This is a genomic window from Avibacterium volantium, from assembly GCF_900635775.1.
Lineage (GTDB): Bacteria > Pseudomonadota > Gammaproteobacteria > Enterobacterales > Pasteurellaceae > Avibacterium > Avibacterium volantium.
In genome coordinates this window covers 1,925,522-1,945,914 of record NZ_LR134167.1, presented here as the reverse complement: position 1 = coordinate 1,945,914, position 20,393 = coordinate 1,925,522, and the positions used below count along the sequence as shown (strand labels likewise).

The window sequence follows — 20,393 nt, the reverse complement described above, 5'->3', positions numbered from 1 at the left end:
ATTTTTCCGCCTTTTTAGTTTCAACTAAAATTACCTTTGCTATGTTCGATAAACTAAGATCATTGAATTACATTTTCTTTAAACTTTCCAATGACTTATGCTGAATTAATACATTCTCCCCTTTGGCTTGGAAATATTCACCGATTTGTTGGGCGATGTAAACGGAGCGGTGTTTGCCGCCGGTGCAGCCAATGGCGATAGTGAGATAGCTGCGGTTATTTTGTTTTAACATTGGCAGCCAAGTTTCAATGTAATTGCGGGTGAGATAAATAAAGTGGTTCACTTCATTATGCTTGTTGAGAAAATCCATTACAGGCTGTTCTAGCCCTGTCATTGGGCGTAGCTCGGGATTCCAGTGGGGATTAGGCAGAAAACGCACATCAAACACATAGTCTGCATCAAGCGGAATGCCATATTTAAAGCCAAAAGATTCAACAATAATTTTTAATTCTTTTTGTGTATGCCCGAGTAAAAATTCGCGCAGGCGTTCTGCCAATTCGTGCGTGGAAAGATGGGTGGTGTCAATAATTAAATTGGCGGCATCAATCAGTGGGGTGAGATATTGTTGTTCCGCATCAATGGCCGCTTCAAGAGAAAGAGAATCAACGGAAAGTGGGTGCAGACGACGAGAATCGCTATAACGCTTGATTAGCGCATTGCGTTCACTATCTAGGAAAATAATTTTTACCTGATGATGTTGTTGCAGCTGCTCAAGGCTGTGTTCTAGCTCTGCGTTTGAAGAAGGAAGATTGCGAATATCAATGCTAATGGCCACAGAGGATTGTTTTTTCGCCAGAATCGTTGCCAGTTCAGGCAGCAGGGTGACGGGAAGATTATCCACACAATAGTAGCCAATGTCTTCTAAGGCACGCAAGGCAACGGATTTGCCTGCACCAGAACGTCCGCTAATAATGATGATTTCCACCTGATATCTCCCCTGAATGATTGTTACTGTTCTGTTTCTACCGCTTGCTCATTCTGTGTATTTTGTTGTTCGGCTTTTAGTTCAGCTTCTTGCTCACTTTCTTGTTCGTCATCAGAATGATTATCCGCATACTCAAAAATCTGCCAAATTTCCTCCGCACTTTGTGCTGCTCTTAACTGCTTGCAAAGGGATTTGTCCAGCAATTTTTCCGCTAATTCAGGTAACACGGATTGAGAAAATTCGCCACAAGCTTCGGCAGGAATGAGCAAGGCAAAAATTAAATCCACATCGCGGTGATCGGCGGCTTCATAATCAATCGGCGTGGCAAGTTGCAAAAACACGGCAACAGGTTTATTGCCTGTATGCAAACGCCCTTTAGGCATTGCTACGCCATTACCTAGGCCTGAATTGCCCAACTTTTCACGGTTAAATAAGCAGTCAAAACTGCTGTGTTCGGGATCGTCTTCTCCGTGGATTTGATCCGCCACAATGCGGCTAATGGTTTCAAAAACACGCTTTTTGCTTGAGCAAACCAGTCCTTGGCGAATATTTTCAGGACTCAGTAATTGGGTAAATTTAGTCATAAGTTATAGTTTAAATTCTTCACCGAGATAAACCCGTTTCACCTGTTCGTTATTCATCACTTCTTCAGGTGTGCCTGTGGCGATCATTTTCCCTGCGCTTACAATGTAAGCACGCTCGCACACATCAAGGGTTTCACGCACGTTGTGGTCGGTAATTAGCACGCCTAAACCACGATCGCGCAGATCCATAATAATCTTTTTAATGTCAATCACAGAAATGGGATCGACCCCAGCAAAAGGTTCATCTAATAAAATAAATTTAGGATTCGCGGCTAACGCACGGGCAATTTCCACACGGCGGCGTTCCCCACCTGAAAGGGATTGCCCTAGGTTATCGCGAATATGGCCAATGTTAAATTCTTCAATTAATTCTTCCGCTCTTTCGCGGCGTTGTTGGGCATTGAGATCGTTACGAATTTCTAGCACCGCCATCAGGTTGTCGTACACGCTTAAACGGCGGAAAATAGACGCCTCTTGCGGCAAATAACCCACGCCTTTTCTGGCGCGATCGTGCATTGGCAACAAGCTAATATCTTCATCATCAATGCGAATTTTGCCTTCATCTTGTTGCACCAAGCCGACAACCATATAGAACGTAGTGGTTTTGCCCGCGCCATTAGGCCCAAGCAAGCCCACAATTTCATTTGATCTCACGTTTAAACTCACATCAGAAACCACTTTGCGGCTCTTGTAGCTTTTGGCTAAATGTTCTGCATAAAGCGTTGGCATAAGGCTATCCTATTTCTTTTTACTGTTTAATTGCGCAGGAATTAATACGGTTTTAACACGAGATTTGCTTGAACCCGAGGCTTTTAGCTGTTGTTTTTTCACATCATAAGTAATTAATTGCCCAGTGATTTTGCTGTCTAGCTGTTTTAATTCTGCATTGCCCGTTAAGGTTAAAAATTCTGTACCAAGATCGTAATGCACTTTATTCGCTTTGCCGTCCACAGGCTTGCCATCATCTAATAATTGATGAAAGGTAACAGGACGGCCATAGGCATCTACGGTTTCTTTTTTGTTGGAATTTTCAGGTGGACGCGTAATTACCACTTTATCCGCTTTAATCAAAATAGACCCTTGGGTGATCACCACGTTATCGGTAAAGGTTACCGTTTGATTTTCCATATCCAATGATTGATTGTTGGATTCAATGTTAATTGGTTGATTGGTATCGTTTTTTAAAGCAAACGCTGACATTGAAGTCATAAGTGCGGTAAAAAATAAAAGAGATTTACTTGTTAATTTCATAGTGGGTTTTCACCTGTTCCTTTAAGGTTGCAATTTGTTGCTGTAAATTTCCTGTGAGCTGCGAGCCACTGGAGGTAAAATTCAAGCCTGTGATGGTTGCCATTGTATCAGAGCGAATATCTTGCGTCTTTAGATTTATTGTCGCACGCTCTGTGCTTACGCGCTGCAAACGGGAATCGCTCAAGAGGCTTTGCACAAATACATCGCCTTCTAAATATAAAAGATTATCTTTCGTTAATTTGGCATTTTTAGCACTGATTTTCCAACTCTGTGTGCCTAAGGTTTCATCTTGCACATCATAAAGATAAACCACAGGATACTGAAAATCTGTGTTTCCATTAGACGTATAGTGTTCCACTTTATTTGCGATAGCAAAATATTGTTTTTCCCCTGTGGGTGAATAGACTGTCGTTTGCATTTTCTCCCCGACATATTCAGGGCTATCTTCTGATTTGATCAAGCCGGCAAGCTTTTCAGAATCACTCTGCTGAAGGCTATAAAACCAAGCAAGTAATGCAAGGACAATCACCGACAAAACAATATTCCAACGAATATTCATAGTTTGAATGGCTCATTTCTTCAAGATTAATTAAGTGCGAAATGATAGCATAATTTTGCTAAAAGCAAGAACAATTCCGTGTAAATAGAAGTGCGGTGTAAATTTTTACAATTTTTTACAAAGCCTGTTTTCGCCGAAATTCCACGAAAAAAGCACTGAGTTTACGTCTTTTTATTGTATTTTCAGCCTAACGTATCGAAAAACCAATGAATAAAATAGGAAAACAGTCTTTGACATTCTGTTTGCATCGCATATCATTGCCACATTTTGAACAACACAGGTGAATAAGCGTGCTATGACTCGTTCTTTTGTAGAAGTAAAAAATCTCACCTTTAAGCGTGGTGAGCGTGTCATTTATGATCGCCTGAATTTACGCGTTGAACAGGGAAAAATTACCGCCATAATGGGGCCGTCAGGGATTGGAAAAACCACCTTGTTGCGTCTTATTGGTGGGCAACTTTCACCTGATGGCGGTGAAATTTTGGTCGATGGTAAGGATATTTGTCAAATGTCCCGTACGGAGCTTTATAAATTGCGTCAGCGCATCGGAATGCTCTTTCAGTCAGGCGCATTGTTTACCGATATGTCCACCTTTGATAACGTGGCGTTCCCTATTCGTGAACATACCAATTTGCCAGAACAATTAATCCGTGAAATGGTATTGATGAAGTTGCAAGCGGTGGGGTTACGCGGTGCAGCGGATTTAATGCCTTCTGAATTATCTGGCGGTATGGCAAGACGCGCAGCCTTGGCGCGAACCATTGCCCTTGACCCTGAATTAATTATGTATGATGAACCCTTTACAGGGCAAGATCCGATTAGTATGGGTGTGATTGTGAGCCTGATTAAACGCTTAAATCAAGCCTTACAGCTCACTTCTATCGTGGTTTCTCACGATGTGCAAGAAGTGCTAAGTATCGCCGATTATGCCTACATTATTGCGGATAAAAAAGTGATTGCCGAAGGAACGCCTGCCGAATTGCTCGCCAGCCAAGATCCACAAGTACAACAGTTTATCAAAGGCGAAGCAGATGGCCCTGTGCGTTTCCATTATCCCGCAGGTGATTATGTTCAGGAGTTATTTGATGATAAGTGATATGATTTCCGCCTTGGGACTCAGTGCCATCAATTTTTGCAAAGGCATTGGGCGTTCAGGTTTTATGCTGTGGGGCGCATTAGTCGGGCAACCACAAATTAGAAAACATTTTCCGTTGCTGATTAAACAGCTTTATGTCTTGGGCGTGCAATCTTTACTGATTATTATGCTTTCAGGCTTGTTTATTGGTATGGTGCTTGGGCTACAAGGCTATGTGGTGCTAGTGGATTTTTCCGCAGAAACCAGCCTTGGGCAACTGGTTGCCCTTTCCTTATTACGCGAGCTAGGCCCTGTGGTTACCGCATTATTATTTGCAGGTCGAGCAGGTTCTGCACTAACCGCAGAAATTGGTTTGATGAAAGCTACCGAACAGCTTTCTAGCCTTGAAATGATGGCGGTTGATCCGTTGCGTCGTGTGATTTCGCCACGTTTTTGGGCGGGCGTGATTGCAATGCCAATTTTATCCATTATTTTTATCGCTATTGGCATTTGGGGCGGCTCATTGGTGGGCGTAGATTGGAAAGGCGTGGACGCAGGCAGTTTTTGGTCAGTAATGCAAAACTCAGTGAGTTGGAAAACCGATATTCTCAATGGCTTAATTAAGAGTCTATTTTTCGCCATTGCCGTGGTATGGATTGCTCTGTTTAATGGTTATGACAGCGTACCAACTTCCGAAGGCATCAGCAAAGCCACCACCAAAACCGTGGTCAATGCTTCCCTTGTGGTGCTTGGGCTAGATTTCGTTTTAACCGCGATAATGTTTGGTGGGAGTTAATCAGGCTGATTAACTAAGAAGTTTCATTTCATTAAAAAACAGCACAAAATAAAGTGCGGTGTAAATTTAAGGTATTTTTATGCGACAAACAGCAAAGTATGAATTTTGGGTAGGGTTATTTTTATTGCTTGCCATTGGGGCTTTCGTTTTTCTTGGGTTAAATGTAGCCAATGTGCAAGGGTTTAGCCAAGCAAAATCTTATCAAGTGAGTGCAACTTTTGACAATATTGGTGGACTAAAAGTGCGTGCGCCATTAAAAGTTGGCGGTGTGGTAATTGGGCGAGTAAGTGATATCGAGCTTGATCCACAAACCTATTTGCCGGTGGTCAAGATTGCGATCAATCAAGAATATAACGAAATTCCTGATAACAGCTCGCTTTCAATTAAAACCTCAGGCTTATTAGGTGAACAATATATTGCGTTGAGCATTGGTTTTGATGATGGCGAAACCACCAAAATGCTCAAAGATGGCAGCAAAATTGTGGATACCAAATCTGCAATGGTGTTAGAGGATTTAGTCGGTCAATTCCTTTATGGGGATAAGAATAAATCTGATGACAGTAAACCTGAAGCGCAACAATAATTTCTTTTTTCGTTTTATGGAGGAATCAATGTTAAAACAAACAATGACAAACTGGTTAAGCAAAACTTTAGTAATTTTCACCGCACTTTTTGCGGTGCAAGCAATGGCGGACGACAGCCCTTATGGCTTAATGCAAAAGGCATCAGACAAATTGTTTAGCGATATTGCTAACAGCCAAAGCCAAATTAAACAAAACCCAAATTATTTAAGAACCATTGTGCGTAAAGATTTAATGCCTTATGTACACGTTAATTATGCGGGATCCTTGGTGTTAGGGCAGTATTTCAAAAGCACCACACCAGAGCAACGTACAAAATTTTTCGCCGCCTTTGATCAATTTATTGAGCAATCTTATGCGCAAGTTTTAACCCTATATAAAAACCAAAAAATTGACATTGAAAAACCAAAAAATGTATCTGATAACCAAATGAGCATTCGCGTGAAAGTGGTGCAAAATGGTAATGCGCAGCCAATTAATTTAACCTTCTTCTGGCGTAAAAACAGCAGAACGGGTGAATGGCAAGTGTATGATATGGCGGCTGAAGGCGTGAGTATGGTAAACACCAAAAAACAAGAATGGAGTGCAACATTACGCAAAGACGGCATTGAAGCGCTGACCCAACAAGTGCAAAAAGCGGCAAATGTGCCTGTTACATTGGGTAAATAATCAATGCACAATACATCAGGTTTAGCGCCAAGTTTAACTTGGGCATTTGAACAAAATGATGATAAGATAACGCTCCGCTTGACTGGAGCGTTATCCAGAAAAACGTTGTTGCCATTGTGGGAACAACGTTATTCTTTTTTATCAACAGATAAAATTGCGCACCAGCAACTTATTTGGGAACTTGCCGATTTAACGCGAATTGACAGTGCAGGCTTTGCCTTATTGTGTGATTTTATTCATCATTGCCAAAAGCAGGCACAGACGCAAATCATTCAAAATGCACCTGAGCAATTCCTCACATTGGCTGATCTTTTTGGGTTATCAAAATGGATTGACCCGTTTTTACAACATAGTGGAAAGAATTAATGGAAACGCAAGAAATTGAACGAATTTTAAAAGACGCACTTGGGCTTGAAGAAGTTTATGTACAAGGCGAAAATGCGCATTTTGGCGTGATTGTGATTGATGATGAAATTGCTGGGCTTTCAAGATTAAAACAGCAACAAACCATTTATGCTCCGTTAATGCAATATTTTTCTTCAGGCGAAATTCACGCCTTAACCATCAAAACCTTTACCCAAGAAAAGTGGAAACGCGAGCGTTTACTTAATCCCATTAATTAATTTTTAGGACGTTGATATGCAAAAATTTCGTGTTTATGGGCAATCTCGTTTAAGCGGTGATGTTAAAATCTCAGGGGCAAAAAATGCCGCTTTGCCTATTTTATTTGCCGCAATCTTAGCCGAAGAACCTGTTACCTTAACCAATGTACCCGAGTTAAAAGATATTGAAACCACACTAAAAATTTTGCGTCAGCTTGGTATGCAAGTAGAGCAAAAAGACGGTGGCGTGGTGTATTTAGACGGCTCAAAAATCAATCATTTCATTGCACCTTATGAACTGGTGAAAACAATGCGTGCTTCAATTTGGGCATTAGCACCTTTGGTGGCGCGTTTTCATCAAGGACAGGTTTCGCTCCCCGGTGGTTGTGCCATTGGTGCGCGTCCTGTGGATTTACATATCAGCGGTTTAGAACGTTTAGGCGCAGAAATTGTGCTTGAAGATGGTTATGTCAAAGCGCATACCAATGGGCGTTTGATCGGCACACGCATTGTGATTGAAAAAGTGAGCGTGGGCGCAACCCTTTCTATTATGACTGCAGCCACGCTTGCACAGGGAAAAACCATTATTGAAAATGCCGCACGCGAACCTGAAATTGTTGATACCGCCGTATTCTTAAATAAAATGGGCGCGAAAATTAGCGGTGCAGGTACTGATACTATCACGATTGAAGGGGTAGAGCGTTTAACTGGCTGCGAACACGCAGTGGTTGCCGATCGTATTGAAACTGGCACATTCCTTGTGGCCGGGGCGATTTCAGGCGGGCGCATTGTCTGCCATAACACGAAAGCAGATACTCTTGATGCGGTGATTGATAAATTGCGTGAAGCGGGGGCTGAAATTGAGATCACCGAAGATACCATCACGCTAGATATGAAAGGCAAACGTCCGAAAGCCGTGAATATTCGCACAATGCCACACCCTGGTTTTCCAACAGATATGCAAGCGCAGTTCACCCTATTAAATATGGTGGCGGAAGGCACAAGCAAAATTACCGAAACCATTTTTGAAAACCGCTTTATGCACATTCCCGAATTAATCCGTATGGGCGGAAAAGCCGAAATTGAAGGCAATACCGCGATTTGCCACGGTGTAGAAAGCCTTTCAGGTGCGGAAGTAATGGCAACGGATTTACGCGCTTCAATCAGCTTGGTATTGGCAGGTTGTATCGCAAGTGGTGAAACCATTGTAGATCGCATTTATCATATTGATCGTGGCTATGAGCATATCGAAGATAAATTGCGTGCCTTAGGGGCGAAAATTGAGCGATTTACGGAGAAAGATACATTTGAATAAAAAACAAGGAAATATTTTGTAAGCCTTGTTTTCTTTCGTGATTCCATTAAAAAATAGCCAGAAAAGCTCTGGCTATTTTTTTATATCCATAACAACATTATTCTTTATAAATAATGCCTTTGTTTGCCTCAAAATCGGCTGCTTTAATTGGTGAGTGTTCTTGGAAATATTCTTTCAAGCTATCTGCATCAACAAAGCCTGCATTAACATAAGTTGGATTATCTGTAACTACAGGATAGCCATCTCCCCCAGCAGCACAATAGCTTGGTAAAGAAACTCGATACATTTTATTGAGATCGATTGGTTTTCCTTGAATTTTCACATCAGATACTTTTTTCGCTTTGCGATCTACGGTCATTGTAATGCCGTAGAACTGTGGATAAGCCCCTGAATCCACTTCTTTTAATGCCACGACATCAAGATAATTGAGCAAATCTTTTCCGTTCATCTCAAAATAGCTGATGATATTACCGAAAGGTTGTACAGTTAGAATATCTTTATAGGTTACATCTCCCCCTTCAATAGAAGCACGGATACCGCCGGAATTCATAATGCCGATGTCGGCTTTCACGCGTTCTGCTTGTGAACGGGCAATTAGTTGTCCTAAGTTTGTTTGATGGAAACGTACAATATCGCGATCGCCCACTAAACGATCATCAACTTTCCCAACGACTTGACCAAGCAATTTATCCCCTTGATCTTGATAGGTTTTGAGATGCGCAAGTAATGCTGGATCGGCTGGAATTTCTTCTTGATACAACACATATTCACTTGAGCCGTCTTCTTTTTTCACTTTCTTTTTCAAGTTAATTGGTACTAATTGATAATTTTCTAAGGAGAGCTTGCCATCTTTAAAGGTGAAATCTGCACGCCCTAAATATTTGCCCCATTCCCCTGCTTGCATAATCCAAGTGTTTTTCTCAAACAATGGTTTACAGCTATCGCTCGGTTTAAATTTACTGTTAAATGAACCATCTTCATTTATGCATAGTGTGTCGTGCGTATGTCCGCCGATAACAATATCAAATGCTCCCGCAGGCAATTCGCGTACCATTGAAACATCGCCCGGTGCGTTAGAACCGTATTTTGCATCAGGGTAAAATCCCATATGCGTAAGGGCGATTTTGAGATCGGGCTGTTCATTTTTGGCTAATTCTGCGAGCACGGTTTTTGCACTTTCCGCTGGGCGTTCAAATCTCACTGCGGACATAAATTCAGGATTTCCTAGCTTCGCCGTATCTTCTGTGGTTAGTCCAACCACTGCAATTTTTAATCCTTGCTTATCTAAAATTGTGTAAGGATTGACTAATAAATCCCCCGTTTTTTGATTATAAACATTCGCAGCAAGGAATGGGAATTTTGCCCATTTCTCTTGCATTTCAAGAAGTTGTAATGGATTATCAAATTCGTGATTGCCTAGCGTTAATGCCTCGTAGCCCATCAAATTTAATGCTTCAATATCAGGTTTGGCATTTTGTAAATCAGATTCTGGCACACCCGTGTTGAAATCGCCTGCATTGAGCAAGATCACTGAACCACCTTTCTGTTCAACTTCCGCACGAATGCGATCAATCAAAGTTTTTTGCGCTGCTAAACCATATTCACCATTTTTATTTTGCCAGTAATGACCGTGTAAATCGTTCGTGTGAAGCAATGTGAAATGATAAGTTTGGTTGGCTTGGTAAGCATAGCTGAAAGAAGAAATGGCTAAAAGTGATGTGAGTGTTGAGTATTTGAACAATGAGGCTAATTTCATAATCATTCTCCTAGTTGGTTAATTAGCGGATTTATTTTAGCGGAAGTTGCGCAAAAAGAGAACATTTATTTCGTAGAATGAAAAAGAAATTGCGATATTTTTAAGTGCGGTGCAATTTTTATGAATTTTTATCGTAAAAAAGGAATCTATGATCTGCCCTTAGTATGTTATTTTTTGAGGGCAGAACATAGACTATGCCTTTATTTTTCCTTAGCTGAGTTCACGCATAAACGCTTGTGCTTTTTCCACCATTTCTTTTGAGCCAACAAAAAGCGGTGAGCGTTGGTGTAATTCCGTTGGTTGAATATCTAAAATGCGTTGATAGCCATCAGTGGCAAGGCCGCCTGCTTGTTCGGCTAAAAATGCCATTGGGTTGCCTTCATAAAGCAGGCGAAGTTTGCCATTTGGATAGTTTGTGGCGCTTGGATAAATATAAATCCCACCTTTCAATAAATTGCGGTGGAAGTCAGACACCAAAGAGCCAATATAGCGTGATGTATAAGGGCGTTGAGTGGCTTTGTCTTCTTCTTGGCAATATTTAATGTATTTTTTCACCCCTAATGGGAATTTGAGATATTGCCCTTCGTTAATGGAATAAATTTTGCCAGTTGCTGGCATTTGAATATTTTCGTGTGAAAGGCAAAATACTCCTAAGGACGGATCGTAAGTAAAGCCATTCACCCCATTACCAGTGGTATAAACCAACATTGTTGATGAACCATAAACAATATAACCAGCTGCCACTTGACGATGCCCCGGTTGCAAAAAATCTTCTAAGGTTACTGGTGTTCCGATAGGGGAAACACGGCGGTAAATAGAAAAAATCGTGCCAACGGCAACATTCACATCAATATTTGATGAGCCGTCTAAGGGATCGGTTAAAATCACATATTTTGCATTGCGTCCGCGTTCGGTGTCAAAGACCACAAAATTTTCTTCTTCTTCGGAAGCAAATCCTGCCACTTCTTCGCGTGCAATGAGGGCTTGTTTCATTGTGTTGTGAGCAAATAAATCTAACTTCATTTGCACTTCGCCTTGCACATTCTCCACACCAGAGTTACCGATAATGTTATTGGTTAGCCCTGCTTTATTAATATCACGATGGATCACTTTCGCCACTAAGCGAATAGAAGAAAGAATGCCCGAAAGTTCGCCTTTTGCATTGGGATATTCCGCTTGCTTTTCAACAATAAATTGCCCTAACGTTTTCATAATTTATCCTTATTTTTGAATCAATACATTGTACAGTTTGAAAGAGTTGATTTATTATAGCTAGCCTTTGAACAAGAGAAATAATCTCCTACTGAGTTTGTGATCTCAGGCACATTTTATTTTCGTTTTTTGTATAAGAGATAAAAAAATGACACAAAAACATATTCATATTCTTGGAATTTGCGGCACGTTTATGGGTGGTGTGGCGATTATTGCCAAACAGATGGGATATAAAGTAACGGGATCGGATGTTAATGTGTATCCGCCAATGAGTACTTTTTTACAGGAAAATCAAATTGAAATTATCCCGAATTATGATCCTGCTCAGCTTATGCCTGCGCCAGATTTAGTGTTAATTGGCAATGCAATGAAGCGTGGCAATCCTTGCGTGGAATATGTGCTTGAGAATAGGTTACCTTATACATCAGGACCGCAGTGGTTGCACGATAACTTATTGCGTGATCGTTGGGTGTTGGCGGTTTCTGGCACGCACGGGAAAACCACCACAACAGGTATGCTCAGCTGGATTTTAGAGAAAAATGGACTAAACCCCGGCTTTTTAATCGGTGGCATTGCGGGCAATTTTGGTACATCAGCCCGTTTAGGTGAAAGCCCATTTTTTGTCATTGAAGCCGATGAATATGACACCGCATTTTTTGATAAACGCTCGAAATTTATTCACTACAATCCAAAAACCTTGATTATCAATAACATTGGTTTTGATCACGCGGATATTTTTGATGATCTCAAAGCGATCCAACGCCAATTTCATCATATGATCCGCACCATTCCGGCAAGTGGACGCATTTTATCTTTCGCTAACGAACAAAGTGTAAAAGAAACCTTAGAAATGGGGTGTTGGTCGGAACAACAATTCTTGGGAGAAGGGCAGGAATGGTATGCTGAACGCATCACCAATGATTGTACCGAGTTTTCTGTGTATCATTTTGGCGAAAAAGTGGCAGAGGTGAAATGGAATATTGTTGGACAACATAATATGCACAACGCATTAATGGCGATTGCGGCGGCGTATCACGCAGGCGTGTCGATTGAAAATGCCTGTGCCGCTTTAGGCAGTTTCATTAATGCAAAACGCCGTTTAGAGCTAAAAGGCGAAGTGAATGGCATTAGTGTGTATGATGATTTTGCCCATCACCCAGCAGAAATTCTCGCCACTTTAACCGCACTTCGCGATAAAGTGGGCGGCGGTGTACGCATTCTTGCGGTGTTAGAACCTCGTTCCAACACAATGAAAATGGGCGTTCATAAAGATGAGCTAGCGCCAGCACTGGCACGCGCTGATCACATCTTTTTATTACAGCCAGACAACATTCCGTGGGACGTGGTGGAAATTGCAAACCAATGTGTTCAACCAGCTAGCTGGACAGCAAATTTAGATAAATTAGTGGATATGATTGTGGCAGAAGCCAAACCAAGCGACCACATTTTAGTGATGTCAAATGGCAGTTTTGGTGGTATTCATCAAAAATTACTTGATAAATTAGCTAATTAAAAAATAAATGGGATTTATTGAAAATAAAAGGTGCTATTTTAGCTATATGCTGTTACTATGGCTTTGCTTTTTAAGCAGTAGAGATAACAATCAATAATCTGTGGCTATATTTAAAGTTTTTTATTTTATCATCATAATATTATTGCGTTATCTAAGATTAGATTTAACTTAGGATTTACAATGTCTAAAAATAATGGAACCGTTAAATGGTTCAATGAAACAAAAGGGTTTGGTTTTTTACAATCAGAAGGTGGAGAAGAAGTGTTTGTACATTTCTCAGCAATTCAATCTAAAGGATTCCGCACCTTAAAAGAAGGTCAAGCCGTGGAGTTTGATATTATTGATGATAAAAGAGGAAAAAAAGCAGAAAACGTCATGGTTTTAGCTTAATTCTTTTCACTAAAACACCGCAACGAAAGTGCGGTGTTTTTTTATGGAAAATATTTCTAAATAATCTAGAGCAGAAAAATAAGGAAAAAGATAAATAAAAAAAACGCTGATAAAATCAGCGGTTAGAAACCTGGTTGCGGGGGCTGGATTTGAACCAACGACCTTCGGGTTATGAGCCCGACGAGCTACCAAGCTGCTCCACCCCGCGTCTGTGGGGGCGTACTATACGCTGTTTTATTTTTAATGCAAGCCTTAATCCTAAAAAAACGGTTTAACTGATAGAAAAATCGGCAATTTGCTGAGTTTCAAGGCAAAATGCTCAAAATTGATCTGCACCCCAAAAGTTGTACTAAACAACCAATTGATTAAGGTGCAGATTTTTTATGACTAAATATACTCAACGTTTCAAACAACAAGTGCTCGACTTTTATCATCAAAATGGAAAAAACCGTTCGCTTACTCGCCAGTATTTTCAGCTTCCCCAAAGAACGTTAGCACGTTGGATTGCGAAATTTAATCATAATGGAATCAATGGATTAGCTGTGTTAGGTAAAAAACGATATTATTCTGTTGAGTTTAAATTAAAGGTTATTCAAGCTATCAAAAAAGGCCAGTGCTCCGCTGAAGCCGCCTGCTTTCGCTTTGATATCCCCAGTTCAGGGATAATTAGTCAATGGTTGCAACGCTTTGAAAAACAAGGTATAGATGGGTTATTACTCAAACCTAAAGGTCGTCCAAGTATGAAACTCAACTCACCTAAAATGCCACCAACGCCCAAAACAGAAGAAGAACGCTTGCGTTACCGAATTTTGGAATTAGAAGCGGAGAATGCAATGCTAAAAAAGTTGCAGGAACTCAACCAACAAAAAATGCAGAAAAAGCCGTCATCGTAAATGCCTTACGCTCGCGTTTCCCGTTGGAATTGTTACTCAGGCTAATCGGATTGGCACGCAGTTCGTTCTTTTATCATCTCAAGCCAAAGTCGGATAAAAATGTAGCGATTTCACAGAAAATAGAGGAAATTTATCGCAAAAATGACGAAAATTATGGTTATCGTCGAATTACCTTGGAATTAAGGAAATACTTGATTATCAACCACAAAAGGGTGCAAGCGATAATGCAACGTTTGGGGTTAAAAGGAAAAAGTAAGCAGAAAAAATATCGTTCTTACCAAGGCAAAGTGGGACAAATTGCTGATAATCTGTTGCAACGGGATTTTACGGCAACGATGCCGAATGAGAAGTGGGTAACGGATATCACCGAGTTCAAATGTGCGGAAGGCAAAGTGTATTTATCACCGATTAAAGACTTGTTTAATAACGAAATTATTGCTTATGATGTGGCGAGAAGTCCGAATTTTGAGCAGATAACCAGAATGTTGACCCAGGCGATGAACCGATTAGCGGGGGAAAAACCGATACTGCATTCCGACCAAGGATGGCAGTATCAAATGATGGCTTATCGGGAGATATTGAAAAAACACGGTATTACGCAAAGTATGTCGAGAAAAGGCAATTGCCTTGATAATGGTGCGATGGAAAGCTTTTTCGGGCGATTGAAGACGGAATGTTACTTTGGCAAGCGGTTTGAAACCTTTGAACAGCTTGAAAAAGTGATTCACGAGTACATTCATTACTACAACAATGAGCGTATTCAAGTGAAGCTCAAAGGACTAAGCCCTGTGGAATACAGAACTCAGTCCTTGAATTAAATTAGAATATAGTCTAACTTTTTGGGGGCAGATCAAATTTTCCACCGCACTTTTCTTTTTAGAAAAATAAAAGAACGCAAAAACTGCTATCACTTTGAGCGGTTTTTTGTTATTTTACGCCGTTTGATTGCAAATGATTTTATTAAGGAACTTCAAATAACGATGTCTGCAAAAATTCTCAAAAATTGCACCGCACTTTTAGCTATCGCGGTGCTTTCCGCTTGTTCAAGCTCTAATCATTCTAACCGAATGCCAAATTCAAATAATAACTTGGCAGATCCGAAAATCTTCGGCGCAAAATATGATGGACGCAGCTATCAGCAACAGTTCTTAATGCCAGTTTCCAGCGTAGAAAATCAAAGTGCGGTGATAAATCAAGGGGATTTTTTAACCCAGCTTTCTAATGTGCATCAATATTCTTCACGCTTAACCAATAAATTTGCTGTGAGCTACGGCAAGATCACTAACTGGGTTTTATCGGGGGCAAACGTCAATGAATTATCCAGTTTTGGCATTCAGCCAATGATTATGAAAGGGCAAGATGGCTATCAAAACGTGTTGATGACAGGCTATTATTCCCCAGTTATCCACGCACGCCGTACGCCACAAGGCAAATATAATCAACCCATTTACGCAATGCCAAGCCCATCGCAAAAACGCGTGAGCCGTGCGCAAATTTATGCCGGTGCATTGCGTGGTAAAGGCTTAGAATTAGCTTACAGCGATTCAATGATCGACAATTTCCTACTTGGTGTGCAAGGCAGTGGCTATGTGGATTTTGGTAATGGCGACTTGAACTATTTCGCCTACGCAGGGCAAAATGGCTTAGATTATGTGGCGGTTGGGCGTTTATTGGTGGAAGATGGTGAAATTGCCAAAGAAAAAATGTCTATCCAAGCCATTAAAGATTGGGCAAAGGCGAACCCATCGCGCTTGCAAGCCTTGTTAGAACGCAATCCATCTTATGTGTATTTTAAAAACGATCCAACGGGCAAAGTAAAAGGCTCGGCAGGCGTGCCGCTCGTGCCAATGGCATCGATTGCTTCCGATCGCTCACTTATCCCTTCTGGCTCGGTGGTGTTAGTGGAAGTGCCGCAAATTGACCGCAAAGGTAACTGGACTGGCGAACACAAATTACATTTGATGATTGCCTTAGATGTGGGCGGTGCGGTGAAAGGCCATCACTTTGATTTATATCGCGGGATCGGTGATGAAGCAGGCCATATCGCAGGCTTATCCAAACATTACGGACGTGTGTGGTTATTACAATAATGACAGATCGCATTGATAATTACGAACAGCGTTTTGGCGGCATTGGGCGACTTTACAGCCCTGCTGCCTTGCAACGTTTACGCCAAGCGCACATTTGCGTGATCGGCATTGGTGGCGTGGGATCTTGGGCGGTGGAAGCCCTTGCTCGTTCTGGCATTGGTGAGATCACAATGATTGATATGGACGACATTTGCGTTACTAATATTAATCGCCAAATTCACGCCATTTCAGGTAATGTGGGCAAGCTGAAAACAGAAGTGATGGCAGAACGTGTTGCGTTGATCAATCCTGATTGCAAGGTGAATATTATTGATGATTTTCTCTCACAGGAAAATTTGGCGGATTATCTCAGCCGTGGCTATGATTATGTGATTGATGCCATTGATAGCGTCAAAACCAAAGCCGTGCTGATCGCCTATTGCAAACGCAATAAAATCAAGGTGATCACCGTGGGCGGTGCAGGTGGTCAGACAGATCCGAGCCAAATCCAAATTGCAGATTTAAGTCGCACCATTCAAGATCCCTTGGCTGCCAAAGTGCGGTCAATTTTACGCAAAGATTATCATTTTAGCCAAAATCCTAAACGCAAGTTTGGCGTGGATTGTGTATTTTCCACCCAGCCATTAATTTTCCCACAGCAAGAAGGAAATTGTGCCGTTTCCGCCACAATGAACTGCGCTAATGGCTTTGGCGCGGCAACGATGATTACCGCTACTTTCGGCTTTTTTGCCGTTTCTCGGGTAATCGACAAACTGCTGACAACGATTAAATAACTTATTTTTTAATAAAAAAAAAGATAGCAATTTTATCTAAAAGGGGATAAGCTAAGCACAGTTTTTATCCCCTTTTTTGACATCTTATTTCACGAGGTAAAAAATGCGTAAATTCATCTCAAGTTTTCCAACTCAACTTAGCGCCGTTGCCCTTGCGACTTTTTGCGCGACAAGTGCCAATGCAAGCGTGGTAACCTCCATCAAACCCTTAGGCTTTATCTCTTCTTCCATTGCTGACGGCGTAACCGATACGCAAGTTTTCGTGCCAGCAGGCGCTTCACCGCACGATTATCATCTAAAACCGTCTGATGTGCAGAAATTAAAAGCGGCTGATTTAGTGCTATGGATCGGCGAAGATGTGGATCAATTTTTAGCAGGTTCGTTGAAAAAAAATGTGGATCCAAGCAAAGTGATCACCATCGCCAAAATGAGTGAAATTCCTGTTGATATGCTTTATAAAGGCGAGCATCATCACCACGACCACGACCACGACCACGACCACGACCACGACCACGACCACGACCACGACCACGACCACGACCACGACCACGACCACGACCACGCTCATCATCACAATGAACACAAAGACGGTCAAGCAAATTTAGAAGTAAACTGGCATATTTGGTATTCACCACAAATTAGCCAGCTTGTGGCAGAAAAACTAGCGAAGGAATTAACCAACCAATATCCTGATAAAAAAGCGTTGATCGCACAAAACTTAGCAGAATTTAACCGCACTTTAAGCGAGCAAAATAGCAAAATAAAACAACAACTTGCGCCTGTTCAGCAAAAAGGTTTCTATGTGTTCCACGATGCCTACACCTACTTCAATAAGGCTTATGATTTAAATCAAGTGGGCGCGTTTACTATTAATCCATTGGTTGCACCGGGGGCAAAAAAACTGGCTGAAATCAAAGAAGAAATTGAAGAACACAAAGTCAGCTGTTTATTTGCCGAGCCACAATTCACCCCAAAAGTCATAGACAGCCTACACAACGCCACAGGAGTGAATGTAGGGCGCTTAGATCCAATGGGCGACAGCGTTAAATTAGGCAAAAATTCTTATGCCAATTTCTTACAATTTACCGCCGACAGCTATTATAACTGTTTGAAATAACGTTATTTTCTTCTCAGAGCGAACACCTTGTTCGCTCTTTTCTTTTATATAAAAAACAGAATTAAAATCGACCGCACTTTGTGGCTCTGTTATAATCCCGCCATTCTTTTTGATGAAGCACAAGAGATGCCAATGAAAAAATTATTTGCCACCACCGCCCGTGGCTTTGAAGAATTATTAAAAACCGAACTCAGCGAACTTGGCGCACAAGAATGTCAAATTGCGCAAGGGGGCGTACATTATTTAGCCGATGAAGAAACCCTTTACCGCACGCTGTTGTGGTCAAGACTCAGCTCGCGCATTTTACTGCCTTTGGCACAAAGCAAAATTTATAACGATTTGGATCTTTACTCTACCGTCATCGGGCAAAATTGGCTGGATATTTTTGACGAACGCTGCCAATTTTTGGTGGATTTTAACGGCACAAACCGTGAAATTCGTCATACTCAATTTGGCGCAATGCGTGTAAAAGACGGCATTGTGGATTATTTTGAGCGTCAAGGCAAAGCCCGCCCGAGCGTGGATAAAGACAATCCTGATATTCGCATTCACGCCTATTTAAACCGTGATGATTTCATTCTTTCCCTTGATTTAAGTGGCGATGCTTTGCATTTGCGTGGCTATCGTGAAGACACAGGCGCTGCGCCATTGCGTGAAACCTTGGCGGCGGCCATTGTGCTGCGTTCAGGCTGGCAACAAGGCACGCCGCTGGTTGATCCAATGTGCGGCTCAGGCACGTTGTTAATTGAAGCGGCACAAATGGAAGCTCAAATTGCACCGCAGTTGCACCGTTTGCATTGGGGCTTTGATTTCTGGAAAGGGCATAATCCGCAAGCTTGGCAAAAAGTGAAAGATGAAGCCATCGCCCTTGCCGAGCAAGGCTCACAGCAGGCTCAAGCCCATTTTTATGGCTTTGATTTAGATCACCGCGTGTTACAAAAAGCGCAACGCAACGCTAAAAATGCCGGTGTTGCTCATTTAATCCAGTGGAAACAAGGCGATGTGGCAGCGCTGAAAAATCCAACGGAAGAAAAAGGTACGCTAATTTGTAATCCGCCTTATGGCGAACGCTTAGGCACAACCCCAGCACTTATTGCCCTGTATTCCGTGTTTGGGCAACGCTTAAAACAGCAATTCGGTGGTTGGAACGCGTCTATTTTTAGTGCTGAACCTGCTTTGCTGGATTGCTTGCGATTACGCTCTCATCGCCAATTTAAAGCGAAAAATGGCCCGCTAGATTGTGTGCAGAAAAACTATCAGATTGCTGAAAAGCCGTTAAACCAAATAGAAAGTGCGGTACAAAATTCGCAAATTTCTTCCGCAGAAAATCTGCCCGTTGCGCAAGATTTTGCTAACCGCTTACAAAAAAATAGCAAGAAAATCGAAAAATGGGCGAAACAGCAAGGCATTAATGCGTACCGCCTTTATGATGCTGATCTGCCTGAATATAACGTGGCGGTGGATCGCTATTTAGATCATATTGTGGTGCAAGAATACGCCGCGCCAAAAAATATTGATGAAAACAAAGCCCGTCAGCGTTTGCTTGATGCGGTAACCGCCACCCTTGCCGTAACAGGCGTGGAAACCAATAAATTGGTGCTAAAAGTTCGCCAAAAACAAAAAGGCACAAATCAATATGAAAAATTGGCCAACAAAGGCGATTATTTCTATGTGGAAGAATATGGCGCGAAACTTTGGGTGAATTTAACCGATTATTTAGACACAGGGCTATTTTTGGATCACCGCTTAACCCGCAAAATGTTGGGTGAAATGTCACAAGGCAAAGATTTCCTAAATTTGTTTGCTTACACCGGCTCTGCCACCGTTCACGCCGCACTAGGTGGAGCAAAATCCACCACTACGGTGGATATGTCTAACACTTATCTCAACTGGGCAGAACAAAATTTAATTTTAAATGACATCAAAGGCAAACAGCACAAATTGATCCAAAGCGATTGTCTACAATGGCTAGAAAAATGCGACCGCCAATTTGATTTGATTTTCGTTGATCCCCCTACGTTCTCCAATTCTAAACGAATGGAAAATAGCTGGGACGTGCAGCGCGATCACATTCAATTATTCACCCACTTAAAACGCATTTTACGCCCCAACGGCACAATTGTGTTTTCCAACAATAAACAAAAATTCAAAATGGATTTTGACGGCATCGCTAATCTCGGTCTAAGTGCGGTAGAAATTTCCGCCAAAACCTTGCCATTAGATTTTGAACGTAATAAACACATTCATAATTGTTGGTTAGTAACGTTCGCCAAATAAATTTTGGATTTTTGC

At 41.6% G+C, this 20,393-nt stretch carries 21 protein-coding genes and 1 tRNA gene; 14 read left to right on the top strand and 8 right to left on the bottom strand.

What is annotated here, in order from left to right:
* Positions 1-67: 67 nt before the first annotated feature.
* The 5 genes from rapZ to lptC are packed head-to-tail and all read right to left on the bottom strand — an operon-like array spanning position 68 to position 3,319.
* Positions 68-925 carry an RNase adapter RapZ gene (gene rapZ / locus ELZ61_RS09175; protein ID WP_103855852.1) on the bottom strand — a complete coding sequence of 286 codons (858 nt, stop codon included), beginning with the start codon at positions 923-925 and terminating at the stop codon, positions 68-70.
* 23 nt (positions 926-948) lie between these two features.
* A complete protein-coding gene (gene ptsN, locus ELZ61_RS09170; protein ID WP_126373115.1) occupies positions 949-1,509 on the bottom strand; it encodes a PTS IIA-like nitrogen regulatory protein PtsN in 561 nt (186 codons plus the stop codon).
* Between the two features lie 3 nt (positions 1,510-1,512).
* Complete coding sequence (gene lptB, locus ELZ61_RS09165; RefSeq protein ID WP_115249034.1) at positions 1,513-2,238, bottom strand: LPS export ABC transporter ATP-binding protein; 726 nt, start codon at positions 2,236-2,238, stop codon at positions 1,513-1,515.
* Positions 2,239-2,247: 9 nt separating this feature from the next.
* The gene (gene lptA / locus ELZ61_RS09160) at positions 2,248-2,760 is read right to left on the bottom strand and encodes a lipopolysaccharide transport periplasmic protein LptA (RefSeq protein ID WP_126373113.1); all 513 of its coding nucleotides are present in this window, start codon (positions 2,758-2,760) and stop codon (positions 2,248-2,250) included.
* Complete coding sequence (gene lptC / locus ELZ61_RS09155) at positions 2,744-3,319, bottom strand: LPS export ABC transporter periplasmic protein LptC (protein ID WP_126373111.1); 576 nt, start codon at positions 3,317-3,319, stop codon at positions 2,744-2,746. The genes lptA and lptC overlap by 17 nt, the downstream gene beginning before the upstream one ends.
* A 295-nt stretch (positions 3,320-3,614) precedes the next feature.
* On the opposite strand from lptC, the gene mlaF reads away from it, so the two are divergent.
* The 7 genes from mlaF to murA all read left to right on the top strand — a co-directional run bounded on the left by mlaF (position 3,615) and on the right by murA (position 8,357).
* Complete coding sequence (mlaF, locus tag ELZ61_RS09150; RefSeq protein ID WP_126373109.1) at positions 3,615-4,415, top strand: phospholipid ABC transporter ATP-binding protein MlaF; 801 nt, start codon at positions 3,615-3,617, stop codon at positions 4,413-4,415.
* Entirely contained in the window at positions 4,405-5,190 is a 786-nt protein-coding gene (gene mlaE / locus ELZ61_RS09145) for a lipid asymmetry maintenance ABC transporter permease subunit MlaE (protein WP_126373664.1), read from the top strand. The genes mlaF and mlaE overlap by 11 nt, the downstream gene beginning before the upstream one ends.
* Positions 5,191-5,269: 79 nt before the next feature.
* Positions 5,270-5,773, top strand: coding sequence for an outer membrane lipid asymmetry maintenance protein MlaD (gene mlaD, locus ELZ61_RS09140; RefSeq protein WP_126373107.1), 504 nt, complete (start codon positions 5,270-5,272; stop codon positions 5,771-5,773).
* 28 nt (positions 5,774-5,801) lie between these two features.
* The gene (gene mlaC / locus ELZ61_RS09135) at positions 5,802-6,440 is read left to right on the top strand and encodes a phospholipid-binding protein MlaC (RefSeq protein WP_126373105.1); all 639 of its coding nucleotides are present in this window, start codon (positions 5,802-5,804) and stop codon (positions 6,438-6,440) included.
* A 3-nt stretch (positions 6,441-6,443) separates the two neighbouring features.
* The gene (locus tag ELZ61_RS09130; protein WP_103853263.1) at positions 6,444-6,806 is read left to right on the top strand and encodes an STAS domain-containing protein; all 363 of its coding nucleotides are present in this window, start codon (positions 6,444-6,446) and stop codon (positions 6,804-6,806) included.
* Entirely contained in the window at positions 6,806-7,063 is a 258-nt protein-coding gene (locus tag ELZ61_RS09125; protein WP_103853262.1) for a BolA family protein, read from the top strand. The genes ELZ61_RS09130 and ELZ61_RS09125 overlap by 1 nt, the downstream gene beginning before the upstream one ends.
* 16 nt (positions 7,064-7,079) lie before the next feature.
* Positions 7,080-8,357 (top strand): UDP-N-acetylglucosamine 1-carboxyvinyltransferase, encoded by a 1,278-nt coding sequence (murA, locus tag ELZ61_RS09120; RefSeq protein WP_126373103.1) that lies wholly within the window; start codon positions 7,080-7,082, stop codon positions 8,355-8,357.
* Positions 8,358-8,454: 97 nt separating this feature from the next.
* Here murA and ushA read toward each other — a convergent pair whose 3' ends face one another.
* Both ushA and fbp read right to left on the bottom strand, forming a co-directional pair.
* Positions 8,455-10,113 (bottom strand): bifunctional UDP-sugar hydrolase/5'-nucleotidase UshA, encoded by a 1,659-nt coding sequence (gene ushA, locus ELZ61_RS09115; protein WP_126373102.1) that lies wholly within the window; start codon positions 10,111-10,113, stop codon positions 8,455-8,457.
* Positions 10,114-10,323: 210 nt separating this feature from the next.
* A complete protein-coding gene (gene fbp / locus ELZ61_RS09110; RefSeq protein ID WP_126373100.1) occupies positions 10,324-11,325 on the bottom strand; it encodes a class 1 fructose-bisphosphatase in 1,002 nt (333 codons plus the stop codon).
* 148 nt (positions 11,326-11,473) lie between these two features.
* On the opposite strand from fbp, the gene mpl reads away from it, so the two are divergent.
* Together mpl and ELZ61_RS09100 are read left to right on the top strand one after the other, a co-directional pair.
* Positions 11,474-12,838 (top strand): UDP-N-acetylmuramate:L-alanyl-gamma-D-glutamyl-meso-diaminopimelate ligase, encoded by a 1,365-nt coding sequence (mpl, locus tag ELZ61_RS09105; protein WP_126373098.1) that lies wholly within the window; start codon positions 11,474-11,476, stop codon positions 12,836-12,838.
* 180 nt (positions 12,839-13,018) lie between these two features.
* Positions 13,019-13,228, top strand: a complete 210-nt coding sequence (locus ELZ61_RS09100) for a cold-shock protein (RefSeq protein ID WP_115249300.1) — start codon at positions 13,019-13,021, stop codon at positions 13,226-13,228.
* A gap of 131 nt (positions 13,229-13,359) precedes the next feature.
* On the opposite strand, the gene ELZ61_RS09095 is transcribed toward ELZ61_RS09100, so the two are convergent.
* Positions 13,360-13,436 (bottom strand) — tRNA-Met (locus tag ELZ61_RS09095).
* Between the two features lie 175 nt (positions 13,437-13,611).
* Here ELZ61_RS09095 and ELZ61_RS09090 point away from each other — a divergent pair.
* The 5 genes from ELZ61_RS09090 (at position 13,612) to rlmKL (ending at position 20,378) form a co-directional block, all read left to right on the top strand.
* Positions 13,612-14,939 (top strand): IS3 family transposase gene (locus ELZ61_RS09090; RefSeq protein WP_126373096.1). Its coding sequence is split into 2 segments (ribosomal slippage): positions 13,612-14,062 and positions 14,062-14,939, totalling 1,329 coding nucleotides; the frame shifts between segments, so codons are not numbered across the junction.
* 162 nt (positions 14,940-15,101) lie between these two features.
* On the top strand, positions 15,102-16,211 hold the full coding sequence (gene mltA / locus ELZ61_RS09085; RefSeq protein WP_126373094.1) for a murein transglycosylase A: 1,110 nt from the start codon (positions 15,102-15,104) through the stop codon (positions 16,209-16,211).
* The gene (gene tcdA, locus ELZ61_RS09080) at positions 16,211-16,984 is read left to right on the top strand and encodes a tRNA cyclic N6-threonylcarbamoyladenosine(37) synthase TcdA (RefSeq protein WP_164550734.1); all 774 of its coding nucleotides are present in this window, start codon (positions 16,211-16,213) and stop codon (positions 16,982-16,984) included. Before mltA ends, tcdA begins: the two co-directional genes overlap by 1 nt.
* Positions 16,985-17,087: 103 nt before the next feature.
* Positions 17,088-18,101, top strand: a complete 1,014-nt coding sequence (znuA, locus tag ELZ61_RS09075) for a zinc ABC transporter substrate-binding protein ZnuA (RefSeq protein WP_126373090.1) — start codon at positions 17,088-17,090, stop codon at positions 18,099-18,101.
* Positions 18,102-18,233: 132 nt separating this feature from the next.
* Entirely contained in the window at positions 18,234-20,378 is a 2,145-nt protein-coding gene (gene rlmKL, locus ELZ61_RS09070; protein ID WP_126373088.1) for a bifunctional 23S rRNA (guanine(2069)-N(7))-methyltransferase RlmK/23S rRNA (guanine(2445)-N(2))-methyltransferase RlmL, read from the top strand.
* Positions 20,379-20,393 lie beyond the last annotated feature (15 nt).